The following is a 16,032-nucleotide window of genomic DNA, read 5'->3' as shown; positions in this document are numbered from 1 at the left end:
TTCATTTTTGCGCCTGCGGCACCTCGGCCACGGCGATGCGTTGCCACGAAACCGTCGAATCGCCGCCGTGGATCGGCATCGCCACCGCATCGCGCTCACGCAGCGCGGTGACCATATCGGCCGGGATCCCCGCCGAACGGTCGTAGCCGAACAGCTCGATCTCCCGTCCGGGCGCGCTTTCAAACCCGAACACCGCGCCCTCCGGCGGCAGCCCGACGACCGCGATACGGCGCCAGCGCGTCGACTCGGCGTGCCAGCGTGAGGGCGCCAACGGCTGCCCCTGTACCCGGATGGAGGACACCTCGATGTCGCCCGGCACCATCAACCCGCCTTCGCTGGCGGCTCGGCTGGACGACACACGAATGGCGATCTCGCGTCGGCCATCGCGAATGATGTCGGACTCCACCTGCAACGTGGGCGCCGAAAGTGCAGGTCCCTCCGCTCCGGGATAACCCCACCCCAGCCACGCGGTGACCGGCCGGGAGACGTCGGCAAAACCCGCCTGGCGCATGAAGCCCGCCGGCATGGTCGCGCGCGGTTGCAGGTACAGGCGCGCCGAGTCGCTGCCGCCGGCGTACAACAGGTTCGCCGGACGTGGCACATCCGCATCGAACGCGGGCCGGGCGAGGGCGAGCATCGCGCAGGCGAACGTCACCGCCAGTCCGGCGAGTGCCAGTGCGCCCGCCGCGCGGCCCAGGCTCAGCAGCGCGGGCAACAAGGGCAGCACGATGACACCGCTCAACAGCGTGGTGGCAGTCAAGCCCGAATGCCCGATGGCCGCGTAGGAATCCACGGCGTAGGGAAACCAGAGGCCGGCCGCCACGACCGCGGCGATGCCCGCCCACAGCACCGCTCTCCCCGGAACAAAGTGCGCGCAGATGGCCGCCGCCAACAGCGGCAGCAGGCCGAGGTAGCTGGCTCCAGGCATCGCCGCCACCGCCGCGGCCGCGACAATCGCAAACGGCAGCAAGGTCGCCAGCGCCAGAGCCGGCAGGCCGCACCAGCGCTGCACCCCGTAGCCGCCCAGCAGCATCGCCGGAAGCGCCAGCGCGACAAAGGCGGTGACCAGCAGCGGGCCTTGCGCGGTCCACATCGCCGGCATTGCGCCCAGCGCCTGCAGCAGCGCGTACATTCCCCAGCCCAGCCCGGCCAGCACTGCCAGGAGCGCCAGCATCGCAAACGACGCGGAGGCGAGCGCTGCCGGGCGCGAACCGCGCCGGACCAGGCGCGCCCCGAGCGCGAGCCACAGCACCAGCCCAAGGGCGAGCAGGATCGGGTTAAGCGTCACCGGCCACGCGGCAAAGGTCGCGCCAAACACGTTGAAAAACACCGCGTCTTTCGCGGCGTCGCCAGCGACATTCTCCGCAGTGGCCGGCGGCCGTCCCGCCAGTTCACGCGTCATCGCCAATGCGTTGTCGCCGTGGTGCTGCAGCGAGCCCAGATCGAGATGGGCGAGGTTGTCCAGCGGGGTGTGGTAGCGCGCAGCGCCCTTCGCCCACGCAAAGTTCAGGCCTTCGCGCCCCTCACGGCGGAACACGCTGAAGTCGGTGTCGTTGGGCAGGCTGCGGTAGATCTCGTAGTCCAGCGATGAGCCGCTGGCGCGAGGCAGCGCCCTACGCATGGCCGCGATGATCTGCGCGTTGCCCGGCTGGGTCTCGATCAACAGGCTCGCCCCGCGCGTGCCGCGGGCCTCCAGGTTGATCACCGTCGCGATGCGGGCGAACGCGGGCTCGCGCACGAAGGCTTCCGCGCCGATCAGGCCGAGTTCCTCGCCGTCGCTGGCCAGCAGCCACACGTCGCGGGCCAGCGGCGGGCCAGCAAGCAGGGCGCGTGCCGATTCGATCAGGGTGGCAACGCCGGCGCCGTCGTCGGACGCTCCTGGCCCCGCACCGACCGAGTCGTAGTGGGCGGCGAGCAGGACGGCCTGTTCCGCGCTCTCGCCCGGGATCCGGGCGACGATATTCTCCACCGTCGCGCAGGTGCTGCCGCCGCAGGCAAACCGCCGCTGGATCTGGGCCTGCACCCCGATGCGCGCCAACTCGGCGACGATGCGATCACGCACCTGCGCGTTGGCAGCGCTGCCGGTGGGGTGGGGCTGCTCGTCGCCGAGCACCCGTGCCAGCACCGTGCCCGCTCGCGTCGCCGAAAACACGGTGGCCGGCGCATCCACCCCGATGGCCGCGGGTGTCTGGTCGCCGCGCATCGACAACGCAGCGGAAAGCACGAACAACACGATCATGGCCAGTGGGACCCAGCGCGCGGTTCCCGGCTGCATGGCGGCTGCATGCGGAACCGCAGCAGCGGGTCGTCTCTTGTGCGGCATCTTCTTCCCCCGACCAAGCCGCGACGGCGGCCTGCCGATCATAACGGCGCCGAGATGGGATGCGGTTCAGTGGATTCGATCAATGCCCAGCGGCAGCATGAACCCTCAGGCGGGCGTTGCGACGAGCGGCGCGACCGCTCGGGATTCGGCCCTCTTGGCCTCCTGCGGACGCAGACTCGCCAGTGCGCCGGTCCATTTGGACAGCTCGTCGAGCATCTGCTGCGCGGAATGATCGATCAGCTCGTTGGAGACAAACGCCCCTTCCCCGTCCAGGGATTGACCGACCATCGGCACGGCAACGCCTTCGACCATCGGCATCATCTTGAGCGTGGTCACCAGCTGCTTGGCCATCTGCACCGCGCGCATGCCACCCGACACGCCGCCGTAGCTGACGAAGCCGCAGGCCTTGTAGTTCCACTCGCGGTAGACGTAGTTCAACGCGTTCACCAGCGCCGGCGGTGGGTTGAAGTTGTACTCGGGGGTCACGAACACGAACGCGTCGGCCGCCGCGACGCTCGCCGACCAGGCCTTGGTGTGGGCGTGCTCGTACTGCTGCATCGCCGGGTGACGGGGCTCGTCGTAGATCGGCAGCTTGAAGTCCGCCAGATCGACCAGTTTAACCTCGAAGGCGCTGTGGCGGGCGGCAAAGTCACTGAACCAGCGGGCGACGGCGGGACCGACGCGACCGGGGCGCGTGCTGGCGATGACGACATGGAGTTTGGGTTTCAAGTGGAGCTCCTTTTGATGTTTGGGATGGAAGTCAATGCGGCATGCGGCCGAAGCGACCGCCGTCGAAGTCCGCGATGGCCTGGTGGATCTCGGCCTGGCTGTTCATCACGAACGGGCCGTGGCCGACGATGGGCTCGTCGATCGGTTCCCCGCTGAGCAGCAGTACGGTGGCGTCGGTGTTGGCTTCCAGCAGCACGTCGCTGCCGGCACGGTCGAGCATCACCAGCTGCCCTTCGCGGGCGATCTGCGTTTCGTTGACCTGCACGGTGCCATGCAGGACGACCAGCGCCGCCGTGTGACCCTCGGGCAGTTCGAACTGGCTGGAATGGTCCTTGCTCAGCCGCACGTCCCAGACGTTCATGGCGGTAAAGGTGCGCGCCGGACCGGCGTGGCCGGCGTACTCACCGGCAATTATCCGGACCTTTCCCGCATTTCCGGGCAGGGGCACGGAAGAGATGTCGGCATCGACCAGCGTCTGGTACCCGGGCGCGGCCATCTTGTCCTTCGCCGGCAGGTTGACCCACAGCTGCACCATCTCCAGCGTGCCGCCAGTGCGGGTGAACGCGTGCGAGTGGAACTCCTCGTGCAGGATGCCCGAGGCGGCGGTCATCCACTGCACATCGCCCGGGCCGATGGTGCCGCCGGCGCCGGTGGAGTCGCGATGCTCCACCTCGCCCTCGTAGACGATGGTGACGGTTTCGAAGCCGCGGTGCGGGTGCTGTCCCACGCCGCGCGGCCGGGCGGCCGGCTCGAACCGCATCGGGCCGGCATAGTCCAGCAACAGGAACGGGCTCAGGTGCTGGCCCAGGCCTTGGTAGGAAAACAGCGAACGGACCGGAAAACCGTCGCCGACCCAATGCGGCCGGGGCGCGCTGTAGATGCCGAGGACTTTCTTCATGGGGTTCTCTTGATCGCGGGTCCGGTGGGGTCCAGACCTATGGGCGTCATTTTACTTGCTGACGTTTGTGTCGGTAGTGAGCAAGTATCACTCGCATCGTTCCATATAAAGGACAATGTCGTGCTTGCTTGCGGAGCAGGGAGCTTGCGCCTCGCATCCCGATGGTGGAAGCTCGGCCAATGCATCTCGCTCCCGCCCGGCTTTTCCACGCGTCTTTCGTCATCGGCTCCACGCCGTGTGCGACGCGCGTTGCTGCGCAGCTCAACTCGAATAACAACGTCCGCCTCCCGCAGGCCGACGACTAGCGCGTACGACAAAACGCACGAATCGAATCCAAGGCCTGCACTGCGAAGTGCGGGCCTTTTTTTTCCCTTCTTTCCACGTTCCATCCATCAGGAGTTCGCCCCATGTGCTCGATCCTCGGCATCTTCCGCCAGCAAACCGGTGACGACCTGCAAGCACTGCGGCCGCTCGCGCTCGAACTGTCGCGGCGCCAGCGCCACCGCGGGCCGGACTGGAGCGGCGTGTACGTCGACGAGGCGGCGATCCTGGTCCATGAGCGCCTGGCCATCGTCGATCCGGCCGGTGGCGCCCAGCCGATGCGCTCGGCCGACGGCGACCTGGTGCTGGCGGTCAACGGCGAGATCTACAACCACCGCGAGCTGAAGGCGTCGTTGCGGCAGGCCTACGACTTCCAGACCGAATCGGACTGCGAGGTCATCAGCGCGCTGTTCCGCGAGGACGCCGACATCGGCGGCTGGCTGAACCGCGTCAATGGCATCTTCGCCTTCGCCCTGTGGGATCGCGGGGCGCAGCGTGTGCTGATCGCGCGTGACCCGATCGGCGTGGTGCCGCTGTATTGGGGCCACGATGGGGCCGGACGGCTGTGCGTGGCCTCCGAGATGAAGGCGTTGGCGGACCTCTGCGATGACGTCGCCCAGTTTCCGCCGGGGCACTTTTACGACAGCGCGGACGGCCAGCTGGTCGCTTACTACCAGCGGCCGTGGCGCGAGCATGCCGCCACCGTCGATGTGCGTGTCGATCCCGCCGAGCTGCGCGAAGCCTTCGAGGCTGCGGTCCACCGGCAACTGATGTGCGACGTGCCGTACGGCGTGTTGTTGTCAGGCGGGCTGGATTCCTCGCTGGTCGCCGCCTGCGCCGCGCGGTTCGCGCGCAAGCGCATCGAGGAGGACGACCAGGCAGAGGCATGGTGGCCGCGCCTGCATTCCTTCGCCATCGGCCTGGAAGGTTCGCCCGACCTGGCTGCCGCGGAGGTCGCCGCCGAGGCGCTGGGGACGGTACACCACGGTTTCACCTACACCCAGGAGGAGGGCATGGACGCCATTCCCGAGGTGATCCGGCACATCGAGACCTATGACGTCACCACCATCCGCGCGTCCACCCCGATGTTGCTGCTCGCGCGCCGGATCAAGGCGATGGGCGTGAAAATGGTCCTGTCGGGCGAGGGCAGCGACGAGATCTTCGGCGGCTACCTGTACTTCCACAAGGCGCCCAACGCGCGCGAATTCCACGAGGAGCTGGTGCGCAAGATCGACGCCCTGCACAACTACGATTGCCTGCGCGCCAACAAGTCGATGATGGCCTGGGGCGTGGAGCCGCGGGTGCCGTTCCTGGACGTGGCCTTCATGGAGGTCGCGATGAAGATGGACGCCAGCGCCAAGATGGTCGGCATGCGCCCGGACGGCACGGTCCGCATCGAGAAGTCGGTGCTTCGCGAGGCATTCGAGGGCTATCTGCCCGACTCGATCCTGTGGCGCCAGAAGGAGCAGTTCAGCGATGGCGTCGGCTACGGCTGGATCGACGGCCTCAAGGACCACGCCGAGGCCACGGTGAGCGACGCCCAACTGGCCGAGGCCGCCGCGCGTTTCCCGATCAACACCCCGGTCACCAAGGAAGGCTACTGGTATCGCGAGGTGTTCGAGCAGCAGTTTCCCGGCGATGCATGCGCGCGCACGGTGCCGGGCGGCAAGTCGATCGCCTGCTCCACCGAGACGGCGCTGGCCTGGGATGCGTCCTTCGCCAACGCGGCCGACCCGTCGGGGCGTGCGATGCGCGGCGTCCACCAGGCGGCCAATGCGTGAACCGGCTTCCTGCCCGGCGCCCGGTCCGGGGCCGGGCCGGGCGGGGCGCGAAGCTACCGTCGGCGCAGCTCGTACACCACGGTCTGCAGTGCGCTGACGCCATCGGCAATGAAGTTCGGCTGCTGCGACAGGATCTCGCGTCGCTCGAGCACGCCGACCTCCCACTGCGGACTGAACAACGCCCGCACCTCGGCTTCCTCGACGCTGAAGGGCGGACCGGCCTTCTCGATCTGCGGGTATTCCAGGGTGATCAGCAGGCCGCGGCAACCGCTGGGCAAGCGGCCGTACACCTCGCTTGCGTAGCGCTGGCGCAGGGCGGGCGGCAGCGCGATCAGCGCGGCACGGTCGTAGACGGCGTCGCACGCGGCCAACTCGGCGGGATCCTGGGCGAACACGTCTCCATGCACCAGCTCCAGATCGCCGGCGCGGTAATGCTGGCCCGCGGCTGAGGCGCGTGTTTCAGCGTGCAGGGCATGCTCGGCGAGGAACTGCTCGATAGCGGCCAGGGCCAGCTCCACGCCGAACACCCGATAGCCCTGGCTGGCAAACCACAGCATGTCCAGGCTCTTGCCCGCCAGTGGCACGAACACCCGGCTGCCGGCCGGCACCTGCAGCGACGGCCAATGCTTGAGCATCAGCGGCGTCTCGCGGTCCTGGTGGAAGCCGATGCGGCCTTCCTGCCAGCGCTGTTGCCAGAAGTCGGGTTCCATCCGTGCGGCTCCTATTCCGCCTGCAGGCCGTCGACCTTCTGCCAACCACGCGGCAGCAGGCCGCCACGGGCGGCGCGGGCGCCGGTGTAGGCGTCAAGATCTTTCCAGGTGAGGGTCATCGTGCGCGCGCCGGAGTTGACCAGCAGCGAGCCGCCTTCGGCGACCACGGCGACGGCGATCACCCGCTCGGTGCCCAGTTTCGCGCGCGGAATGTCGATCAGCTTGTTGCCCTTGCCCTTGTCGAGCTCCGGCAAGTCCGCGACCGGGAACGCGAGCAGGTGGCCCGCACTGGTGGCCACGACCACGCGGTCCTGCGATGGATTACCCACCGCCGCAGGCTGCAGCACGCTGGCATTCGGGGTCAGCGAGAGCATCGCCTTGCCGGCCTTGTTGCGGCTGGTGAGGTTCTCGAAGCGGGTCACGAAGCCGTAGCCGTGGTTGCTGGCGAGAACGAAACGCTGGTCGTTGTCGCCGCTGGCCAGGGCCTGGAACGAGGACTTCCCGGCCGGCGAGAAGCGGGCCGTGAGCGGGTCGCCGTTGCCGCGCGCTGATGGCAGGCCGTGGACCACGGTGGAGTAACTGCGGCCGGCCGAGTCGAGGAAGGCGACCTGATGGTTGCTGCGCGTGCGGGTGAAGGCCAGCAGGCTGTCGCCCTCGCGGTAGTTCATCGCGGCCGCATCCACGTCGTGGCCCTTCGCCGCGCGCACCCAGCCCTTTTCACTGAGCACCACGGTCATCGGCTCGCTGGGCGCCAGGTCGGTTTCCGACAGCGCCTGCGCCGCGCCGCGTGCCACCAGCGGCGAGCGGCGGGCGTCGCCGAACTTCTTCGCATCCGCCAGCAGCTCGTCCTTGACCAGCTTCTTCAGCTTGGCCTTGCTGCCCAGCAGAGCCACCAGCTGGTCGCGTTCCTTGGCCAGCGCGTCCTGCTCGCCGCGGATCTTCATCTCTTCCAGGCGGGCCAGCTGGCGCAGGCGGGTTTCCAGGATGTAGTCGGTCTGCGCCTCGCTGAGGTCGAAGCGCTCCATCAGCACCGGGCGCGGTTCGTCCTCGCTGCGGATGATGCGGATCACTTCATCCAGGTTGAGGAACGCGACCAGCAGGCCTTCCAGCAGGTGCAGGCGCTGCTCGACCTTCTCCAGCCGGTGCTTGAGGCGCCGGGTCACGGTGTCGGTGCGGAAGGTCAGCCACTCGGTGAGGAAGGCACGCAGGCCCTTGACCTGCGGGCGGCCGTCCAGGCCGATCACGTTCATGTTGACCCGGAAGCTTTTTTCCAGGTCGGTGGTGGCAAACAGGTGCCCCATCAGCTGCTCGACATCGACCCGGTTGCTGCGCGGAAACAGCACGATCCGGGTCGGGTTGGCGTGGTCGGACTCGTCGCGGATGTCCTCCAGCCAGGGCAGCTTCTTGGCACGCATCTGGGTGGCGATCTGCTCGATCACTTTACCCGGCGAGACCTGGTGCGGCAGGCCGGTGATGACGATGGAGTTGCCCTCGCGCTCGAACACGGCGCGGGCGCGCACGCTGCCAAGGCCGGTCTCGTACATCTGCAGCAGGTCGCTGCGCGCGGTGATGATCTCGGCGCTGGTCGGATAGTCAGGGCCGCGTACGTGCTCGCACAGGTCGACGGTGGTCGCGTCGGGATCATCGAGCAGGCGGATGCAGGCGCTGACCACTTCGCCCAGGTTGTGCGGCGGGACGTCGGTGGCCATGCCCACGGCAATGCCAGTGGTGCCGTTGAGCAGCAGGTGCGGCAGCCGCGCCGGCATCCAGGTCGGCTCTTCCAGCGTGCCGTCGAAGTTGGGGTTCCAGTCCACCGTGCCGTGCGCCAGTTCGCCCAGCAGGACCTCCGCCAGCGGGGTCAGCTTGGACTCGGTGTAGCGCATTGCCGCGAACGACTTGGGGTCGTCGCTGGAGCCGAAATTGCCCTGGCCTTCCACCAGCGGATAGCGGTACGAGAACGGCTGCGCCATCAGCACCATCGCCTCGTAGCAGGCGCTGTCGCCGTGCGGATGGTATTTGCCGATCACGTCACCGATGGTGCGCGCGGACTTCTTCGGCTTGGAACCGGCGTTCAGTCCCAGCTCGCTCATCGAGAAGATGATCCGCCGCTGGACCGGCTTCAGCCCGTCACCCAGGAACGGCAGCGCACGGTCGAGCACCACGTACATCGAGTAGTCGAGGTACGCGCGTTCGGCATATTCACGCAGGGGGAGCTGTTCGTAACCGTGGAAGGCGGCGCGTACGGAATCGGTCATGGGGTGCCGTGGACTCGTGCAGCGGAGCGGTGGAGGGAGTCGATTCTAACCGCCGATCAAGTGCCACGCTGGACGCGTTGGTGACTCCGACGGAGACCAAAGAAAAAGGCCGGAAGCGCTGCTGGCGCGTCCGGCCGGTTTGGCACTTCGCCGCTGCAATGGGGCGCAGCGGGCTGGCGATGGTGCGGATTCAGCGGTGCAGTTCGCCCGACGACTCGGGCTGGTAGCGGATCGACAGCACTTCCAGGGTGATGGTGCGGCCGCTGGGTACCGGCCAGTCGATGACCGCGCCCACGTGCAGGCCGAGGAGGGCACTGCCAACCGGGGCCAGGATCGACACCTTCTCCGGGCTGCCGTCGGCATCCTTGGGGTAGACGAGGGTCAGCTCGCGCTCGGCGCCGCTGTTGACGTCGCGGAAGCGCGCGGTGGAATTCATCGTGATGACGTCGTCCGGCATTTCCTTGGGCTCGAGCAACTCGGCGCGATCGAGCTCGCGGCGCAACGGCTCGGTGTTGAGGCCCTTGGCGAGCGGCTGCTCAAGCAGCGACTCCAGTCGCTCGCAATCAAGGCGGGAGACCAACAGCGGCGGGACGGAGGTAGCGTGCATGCTTCAAATCTCCAATAGCGAAGCGGGCGATGCGTCTGAAGTGCGCGTCGCCCGCGGGTCTTTGCAGTGGGTCCAAAGTAGACCCGGATCACGGGTGTAGCAATCACAGCTGTAGAAAGGGGGTCGCGCCATGTCAGGCAGGACCCCCGGAAGTGGCCGTATTGTCCCACCTTTTCTGCCGGGAACGTCTTTTGCCGTTGACAAGCGGTTCACGCCAACGCAACATACGCGGCCCGCACAGCAACAAACGCTCTGCGGTTTGCCCGGGTGGCGGAATTGGTAGACGCACTAGCTTCAGGTGCTAGCGGGGGCAACTCCGTGGAGGTTCGAGTCCTCTCCCGGGCACCAACATCGTTCGACCACTACCAGGTCGGACACCACAGAAGACCCCGCCCCGGCGGGGTTTTTTGTTGCCCACTCGTTCGGTCCGGAGCGCACAGCGCGACCTGCAGACCTTCCGGGTGAAATGTCCTCCGGCACCCGTCAGCGGCAGGAGGGGACCGGACCTGCAGGCCTTCCGGGCGAATGTCCCCTGCACCCGTCAGCGGCGGGAGGGGACGGGACCTGCACGCCTTCCGGGCGAATGTCCCCCGGCATCCGCCTGCGGCGAATGCCTCCTCCCTTATTTCGCCCCGAAGGCCTGCAGGTCCCGTCAGTCGGGTTGGCGCGTCAACAACGGCCACCACGCTTGATGGACGGGTGCGGATGCCCTTGGGTGTGAAATAAAGGAGGAGGCACCGGCTTCACCGGTGCCGGGGGACATTCACACCCAAGGGCATCCGCTCCCGGCGCCCCCGTCCACCTGTAAGGCCCCCGGCTCACGCCGCGAGCCCCCGGTACGTCTCTCAGTCCGGAGCGGCGGCCGCTGAAACGTGCAGGTCCGCCGGCAGCGGCGGCACGCAGCCCGGCAGATAGGCACTGCCGGGCACCAGCACCCAGTCGCGGCGGCTGGAACGCCCCAGCTGGATCAACTGCGCGGGATCGACGCAGCTGTCCGCCGCCTCCTTCAGCGCGAACAGCCAGTGGTGGGCCGGGTCGGTCGCCAGCCACGCCACGCCATCGCGCCACTGCAGGCGTTCGTCGCGCGAGAAGCCGAACTCGGTAACCGGACCGGCGGCTTGGAGCAGGTGCTGTTCGCGCCAGCCGACCAGGCCCAGCGTCGCCTCCGGGCCGATTCGCGTACGCACCTGCTGCATCATTTCCCGGGCCGAACTGCTGGCGTCCAGCGCCGGCGCAAGTCCCAGGCCGTACACCGTCCACAACAGCAGGTTGAAGGCGACTGAGACCACGCCGGCGCGCGCGGTGCGTCCCCAGGCCGCGAGCACGAGCCCTCCCAGCCCCAGTACGCCGGCCCAGAGCAGCAGCGAGCGGACCGTGGCGGCATCCAGTGCACGTTCGCTGGCCACGCCATCCAGCCAACCTGTTCCGGACAGTCCGCCGGCCGCCAGCACCAGCGCCGCGGACGCCAGCACGACCACGTAGCCCAGCAGCACCCGGCGCACCCACGTCCGTTCCAGCAGCGCGGGCAGCAGCGATGCCGCGGCAACGCACAGCGCGGGCAGGGCGGGGAACAGGTACACCTCGCGCTTGCCCGGGCTGGCGGTGAAGAACAGCAGCACCAGCACCGCCCAGCCGACCAGCAGGAGCACGCGCGCGTCGCCGGCGCGGATCCGGCGCCACCATTGCGGCACCAGCCAGGGCAGCAGCAGGGCGCCCGGCAGCCACAGGGTCGCGATCACCTGCAGGTAGTACCAGGCCGGCTTTACGTGGTGCCAGGCATTGGCGTAGCGGGTGCCGGTCTGCTTCAGCAGGATCTCGGCGGCGTAGGCGTGCAGCGCCGGGTCGGTGCTGCGGGCCACCGTCCACAGCATCGGCAACAGCCAGACGCCGACGCCGATCAGGAACCCGGCCGGAAGCCACCACCAGCGCCCGTCGCGGTAGCCGTCCATCGGCAGCTGCATCCCGCGCCGGCGCGCCAGCCACCACGGCAGCAGGATCAGCAGCGGCAGGAAGCCGACGCCTTTGGTCACCGTGCCGATGCCGGCAGCCACTCCGCCCAGCGCCAGCGCGCGCCAATCCGGTCCGCGCAGCAGGTGGCGCGACAACGCCCACAGCGACAGCGTCGTCCAGAACACCAGCACCATGTCGATCTGGCCGCGTTTCGCCTGCAGCCCGAATTGCAGGCAGGCGAGCAGCGCCCAGCCCGCAAGCAGGCCAGCGCGACGATCCCACAGGCGCGTCGCCAGGTCGGTCGTCAGCCACAGCGTGCCGAGCGCGGCGAGCAGCGAGGGCAGCAGGAAGGCGACGCGCCAGTTGCCGACCACGGTGTAGGCGAGCGCCTGCAGCCACATGAAGGGCGCCGGCTTGTGTGCGTAGGGCTCGACGCCGCGGTGCGGGATCGCCCATTGCCCGCTCTCGACCATGGCCTGCGCGGCGAGGACGAAGCGCGGCTCGTCGGGCGGCGAGGGGTCGCGAAGACCGAGCCCCGCCCCAAGCGCCAGCGCGCCCAACAGCAAGATCCACCAGACGGAGTGCGGGGGGCTCAGGCGCGGAACATGCATTCGCAGGTCTCGATCAGCAGGGCGACCGGCGAAGCGCGTTGCTGTTGAGGTAAATCTAACAACGCGTCCACGGGTCGGTGTTTATCATTCTCACCCGGTTCGGAGATTCCACCAATGCGCGTTGATCGCGTCCAGCCCGTGCGTTTCGAACGACCTTTTCGCTTGGCCGCAAGCGAGGACGTCCCGGAGCTGTCCGTGGTGATTCCGCTGCATAACGAGGCGGGCAATATCGGCGCGCTGCTGGGCGAAGTCTGCACCGCACTGCGCGGCGTGGTCCGCTTCGAGGTGCTGTGCGTCGACGACGCCAGCCCCGACAATACCCTTGAGGAACTGCGCCGCTCGGCTGCCGGGATCCCCGAACTGCGCGTGCTGCCGCTTGCCGAACAGTCCGGCCAGAGCACCGCGATCCGGGTTGGGGTAAAAGCCGCGCGCGGCCGCTGGATCGCCACCTTGGACGGCGACGGCCAGAACGATCCCGCCGACCTGCCACGCCTGCTGGCGGCGCGCGACGCCGCTGGTGACGACATCCGCCTGGTCGCCGGCTGGCGGACCAAACGCCGCGATCGCTGGGACAAGCGCCTCGCTTCGCGGATCGCCAACGCGGTGCGCCAGTCGCTGCTGCACGACGCGACCCCCGACACCGGCTGCGGCATCAAGCTGTTCGAGCGAGAGGCCTTCCTCGACCTGCCGTACTTCGACCACATGCACCGTTACCTGCCCGCGCTGATGCAGCGGGCCGGCTGGCGCACGATCAGCGTGCCGGTGAACCACCGCCCGCGCGGCGCCGGCACGTCGCATTACACCAACCTCGGCCGCGCCTTGGTCGGCCTGTCGGACCTGTGGGGCGTGGCCTGGCTGGTCCGGCGCAACCGCGTGGCGAAGGTGCTTCCGTCCGCGCTCGATTCGGACGCGCTCGACTCGGACCAGACCCCTGGCGAGCGCGCCATCCAGATGGACAGGAGCAGCGCATGAGCACCCTCACCACCTGGCTGGTCGTGGGGTTCGTCGGCCAGGCGCTGTTCGCCTCGCGCTTCATCATCCAGTGGCTGGCCTCCGAGCGCGCGCAGCGCAGCGTGGTGCCGACGGCGTTCTGGTACCTCAGCCTGGGCGGCAGTACGGTCCTGTTGGCGTACGCCATTCACCGCGCCGACCCGGTGTTCATCGTCGGCCAGTCCACCGGGCTGTTCATCTACCTGCGCAACCTGCACCTGATCCGGCGCGGCAAGTTGAGCGCGGACACCGGCGACGCCTGACCTCGCTGCTGCGAAGCGCCGCCAGCCACCTGCCGTTGACGTGGTCGGGCTGTAACATCCCCTCCATGACCAAGCCCCCCAGCAAGCGCGGCCGCAAGCCGTCCAAATCGACCGGCAAGGCCGGAACCCCGAAATCCGTAGCAGGCGCCGCAGGCGGCAAGCCCAAGGGCAAGAAGCCCGGCTGGCTGCCCGACGCACCGCGCGGCGGTCCCAAGCCGCCGCTGGCGCCGCTGCACCCTGACACGGGCAAGGACGGCAAGCTGGCCGATCCGTTTGCCGCCCGCGAGGCCGCGCGCTACGACCAGCCCATCGCCAGCCGCGAGATGATCCTGCAGCTGCTGGCGGCCGCCGACGGTCCGATGGACGCCGAGGCGCTGGCGACCAAGCTCGCCCTCACCGAGCCCGACCGCTTCGATGCGATGACCGCCCGCCTGCGGGCGATGGTGCGCGACGGCCAGGTGCTGCAGAACCGGCGCGGCGGCTTCGTCCCCGCCCAGCAGCTCGACCTCGTCCCCGGCACCGTGATCGCCAACCCGGACGGCTACGGCTTCCTGCGCCCGGATGCCGGCGGCGATGACATGTTCCTGCCGCCCTACGAGATGCGCAAGGTCATGCACGGCGACCGCGTCCTCGCCGGCCTCACCGGCATGGACAACCGCGGCCGCCAGGAAGGCACGATCCTGGAGGTGCTCGAGCGCCGGATGAGCCGGATGATCGGCCGCTTCATCGTCGATGACGGCATCTGCTACGTGGAGCCCGACGACCGCCGCGTCCAGCGCAACATCCTGATTCCGCCCGAGGGTCGCGGCGACGCCCAGCCGGGCAACCTGGTGGTGTGCGAGCTGACCCGCGCGCCTGATGCGCGCCGCCCGCCGATGGGCCGCATCCTGACCGTGCTGGGCGAGAAGCTGACCGCCTCGCTGGCGGTGCAGGCCGCGATCCACGGCCACAACATCCCGCACGAATTCGCCCCCGAGGTGCTGGACGAGGCGGGCGCGATCCCGGTCGAGGTGCAGGCTGAGGAAACCGCGAACCGCGTGGACCTGCGTGCGTTCCCGCTGGTCACCATCGACGGCGAGGACGCCAAGGATTTCGATGACGCGGTGTGGTGCGAACCCAACCGCGACGGTTTCCGGTTGATCGTCGCCATCGCCGACGTGTCCCATTACGTGCGCCCCGGCCGGCCACTGGACGAGGAGGCGCAGAACCGCGCCACCTCGGTCTACTTCCCCGGTTTTGTGGTGCCGATGCTGCCCGAGGTGCTGTCCAACGGCATCTGCTCGCTCAAGCCCAAGGTCGACCGCCTGTGCTTCGTCTGCGACATGCAGGTGGACCGCATGGGCCAGGTGACCGAGTCGAAATTCTACGAAGCGGTGATGCGCTCGCACGCGCGCCTGACCTACAACCAGGTCTGGAACGCGATCGGCGATGGCATCGAGGATGAGGCGCGCGAGGAAGCGCAGCAGCAGGTCGGCGAATTGCTGCCCAACCTGCAGCGCCTGCACCAGCTCTACCAGGTGTTGGCCAAGGCGCGCTCCAAGCGTGGCGCGATCGAGTTTGAATCCAGCGAAGTGCGCTTTGTCCTGGGCGAGCGCGGCGAAGTGATCCAGGCCGGCATGCTGGTGCGCAACGACGCCCACAAGCTGATCGAGGAATGCATGATCGCGGCCAACGTGGAGGCCGCGAAGTTCCTGATCGGCGCCGAAGTGGTTGCCCCGTACCGCACCCACGACCGCCCGCCGGAGCAGAAATACGAAGACCTGCTGGAGTTCCTCAAGGAGTTCCAGCTGCGCATGCCGCCGTGGTCGAAGGTGCAGCCGCGCGATTACACCCAGCTGCTGCGCAACACCCGCGAGCGCGCCGAGGCGCCGCTGATCGAATCCGTCCTGCTGCGCAGCCAGAGCCTGGCCGTGTACCAGCCGGAAAACATCGGCCATTTCGGCCTGGCGCTGGAGGCTTACGCCCACTTCACCTCGCCGATCCGCCGCTACCCCGACCTCCTGGTGCACCGCGCCATCAAGCACGCACTGAGCGGTGCGGCGCCGGAGAAATACCGCTACTCGCCCAGCGACATGGCCCAGCTGTCCCTGCAGAGCTCCGAGCGCGGCCGCCGCGCCGACGAGGCCTCGCGCGAGGTCGACGACCGCTACCGCGCCGCGTGGATGGAGCAGCACGTGGGCAGCGAGTTCGACGGCGTGATCAGCGGCGTCACCAGCTTCGGCCTGTTCGTCGAGCTGGACCAGTCCAAGGTCAACGGCCTGGTCCACGTGACCCAGCTGCCCAACGACTACTACCGCTTCGACCCGATTCGCAAGACGCTCACCGGCGACAAGACCGGCCGCGAATACCGCCTGGGCGACCGCGTCAGCATCATCGTGATGAAGGCCAGCCTGGAGGAGCGCAAGATCGACTTCCGCCTGGCCGGCGACGGCAAGCCGCGCAAGCCGGGCGAAGAGGCGGAAGCGCAGAGCGATGCGCAGGCCGACGCACCCGGCAAGAAGCCCGCCGCCAAGGGCCGCAGGAAGAAAAGCTGACCGCCTGAGCGGACCGCGCCATCGCGTATCCTGCCTGCGGCACCACACACCGCAGGCAGG

At 68.5% G+C, this 16,032-nt stretch carries 10 protein-coding genes, 1 tRNA gene and 1 pseudogene; 5 read left to right on the top strand and 7 right to left on the bottom strand.

Annotation, left to right across the window (positions count from 1 at the left end; translation table 11 throughout):
* Position 1: 1 nt before the first annotated feature.
* From INQ43_RS08825 to INQ43_RS08815, 3 genes are all read right to left on the bottom strand, one after another.
* Positions 2 to 2,275, bottom strand: a complete 2,274-nt coding sequence (locus tag INQ43_RS08825; protein ID WP_194036206.1) for a M28 family peptidase — start codon at positions 2,273 to 2,275, stop codon at positions 2 to 4.
* Between the two features lie 153 nt (positions 2,276 to 2,428).
* A complete protein-coding gene (locus tag INQ43_RS08820) occupies positions 2,429 to 3,052 on the bottom strand; it encodes an NAD(P)H-dependent oxidoreductase (RefSeq protein ID WP_194036205.1) in 624 nt (207 codons plus the stop codon).
* Positions 3,053 to 3,083: 31 nt separating this feature from the next.
* Complete coding sequence (locus tag INQ43_RS08815) at positions 3,084 to 3,950, bottom strand: pirin family protein (RefSeq protein ID WP_194036204.1); 867 nt, start codon at positions 3,948 to 3,950, stop codon at positions 3,084 to 3,086.
* 407 nt (positions 3,951 to 4,357) lie between these two features.
* Between INQ43_RS08815 and asnB the strand changes: the two genes are divergently transcribed.
* A complete protein-coding gene (asnB, locus tag INQ43_RS08810) occupies positions 4,358 to 6,052 on the top strand; it encodes an asparagine synthase B (protein WP_194036203.1) in 1,695 nt (564 codons plus the stop codon).
* 53 nt (positions 6,053 to 6,105) lie between these two features.
* Here asnB and INQ43_RS08805 read toward each other — a convergent pair whose 3' ends face one another.
* From INQ43_RS08805 to rnk, 3 genes are all read right to left on the bottom strand, one after another.
* Positions 6,106 to 6,762, bottom strand: a complete 657-nt coding sequence (locus INQ43_RS08805; protein ID WP_194036202.1) for a thiopurine S-methyltransferase — start codon at positions 6,760 to 6,762, stop codon at positions 6,106 to 6,108.
* 11 nt (positions 6,763 to 6,773) lie between these two features.
* The gene (gene parC / locus INQ43_RS08800; RefSeq protein WP_194036201.1) at positions 6,774 to 9,017 is read right to left on the bottom strand and encodes a DNA topoisomerase IV subunit A; all 2,244 of its coding nucleotides are present in this window, start codon (positions 9,015 to 9,017) and stop codon (positions 6,774 to 6,776) included.
* A gap of 190 nt (positions 9,018 to 9,207) precedes the next feature.
* Complete coding sequence (gene rnk / locus INQ43_RS08795; RefSeq protein ID WP_043957764.1) at positions 9,208 to 9,624, bottom strand: nucleoside diphosphate kinase regulator; 417 nt, start codon at positions 9,622 to 9,624, stop codon at positions 9,208 to 9,210.
* Between the two features lie 261 nt (positions 9,625 to 9,885).
* Between rnk and INQ43_RS08790 the strand changes: the two genes are divergently transcribed.
* A tRNA-Leu gene (locus INQ43_RS08790) sits at positions 9,886 to 9,972 on the top strand.
* Between the two features lie 497 nt (positions 9,973 to 10,469).
* Here INQ43_RS08790 and INQ43_RS08785 read toward each other — a convergent pair.
* On the bottom strand, positions 10,470 to 12,185 hold the full coding sequence (locus INQ43_RS08785; protein WP_194036200.1) for a glycosyltransferase family 39 protein: 1,716 nt from the start codon (positions 12,183 to 12,185) through the stop codon (positions 10,470 to 10,472).
* Between the two features lie 162 nt (positions 12,186 to 12,347).
* On the opposite strand from INQ43_RS08785, the pseudogene INQ43_RS08780 reads away from it, so the two are divergent.
* From INQ43_RS08780 to rnr, 3 genes and pseudogenes are all read left to right on the top strand, one after another.
* Positions 12,348 to 13,058 (top strand): annotated as a pseudogene (locus INQ43_RS08780) (glycosyltransferase family 2 protein); the annotation flags it as partial.
* 95 nt (positions 13,059 to 13,153) lie between these two features.
* Positions 13,154 to 13,438, top strand: coding sequence for a lipid-A-disaccharide synthase N-terminal domain-containing protein (locus INQ43_RS08775; protein WP_194036198.1), 285 nt, complete (start codon positions 13,154 to 13,156; stop codon positions 13,436 to 13,438).
* A gap of 65 nt (positions 13,439 to 13,503) precedes the next feature.
* A complete protein-coding gene (gene rnr / locus INQ43_RS08770) occupies positions 13,504 to 15,972 on the top strand; it encodes a ribonuclease R (protein WP_194036197.1) in 2,469 nt (822 codons plus the stop codon).
* The last annotated feature ends 60 nt before the right edge of the window (positions 15,973 to 16,032 follow it).

The organism is Lysobacter sp. H23M47, assembly GCF_015209765.1.
Classification (GTDB): domain Bacteria; phylum Pseudomonadota; class Gammaproteobacteria; order Xanthomonadales; family Xanthomonadaceae; genus Novilysobacter; species Novilysobacter avium.
The sequence above is the reverse complement of the archived record's forward strand: the minus strand, read 5'-3'. Positions and strand labels throughout refer to the sequence as shown.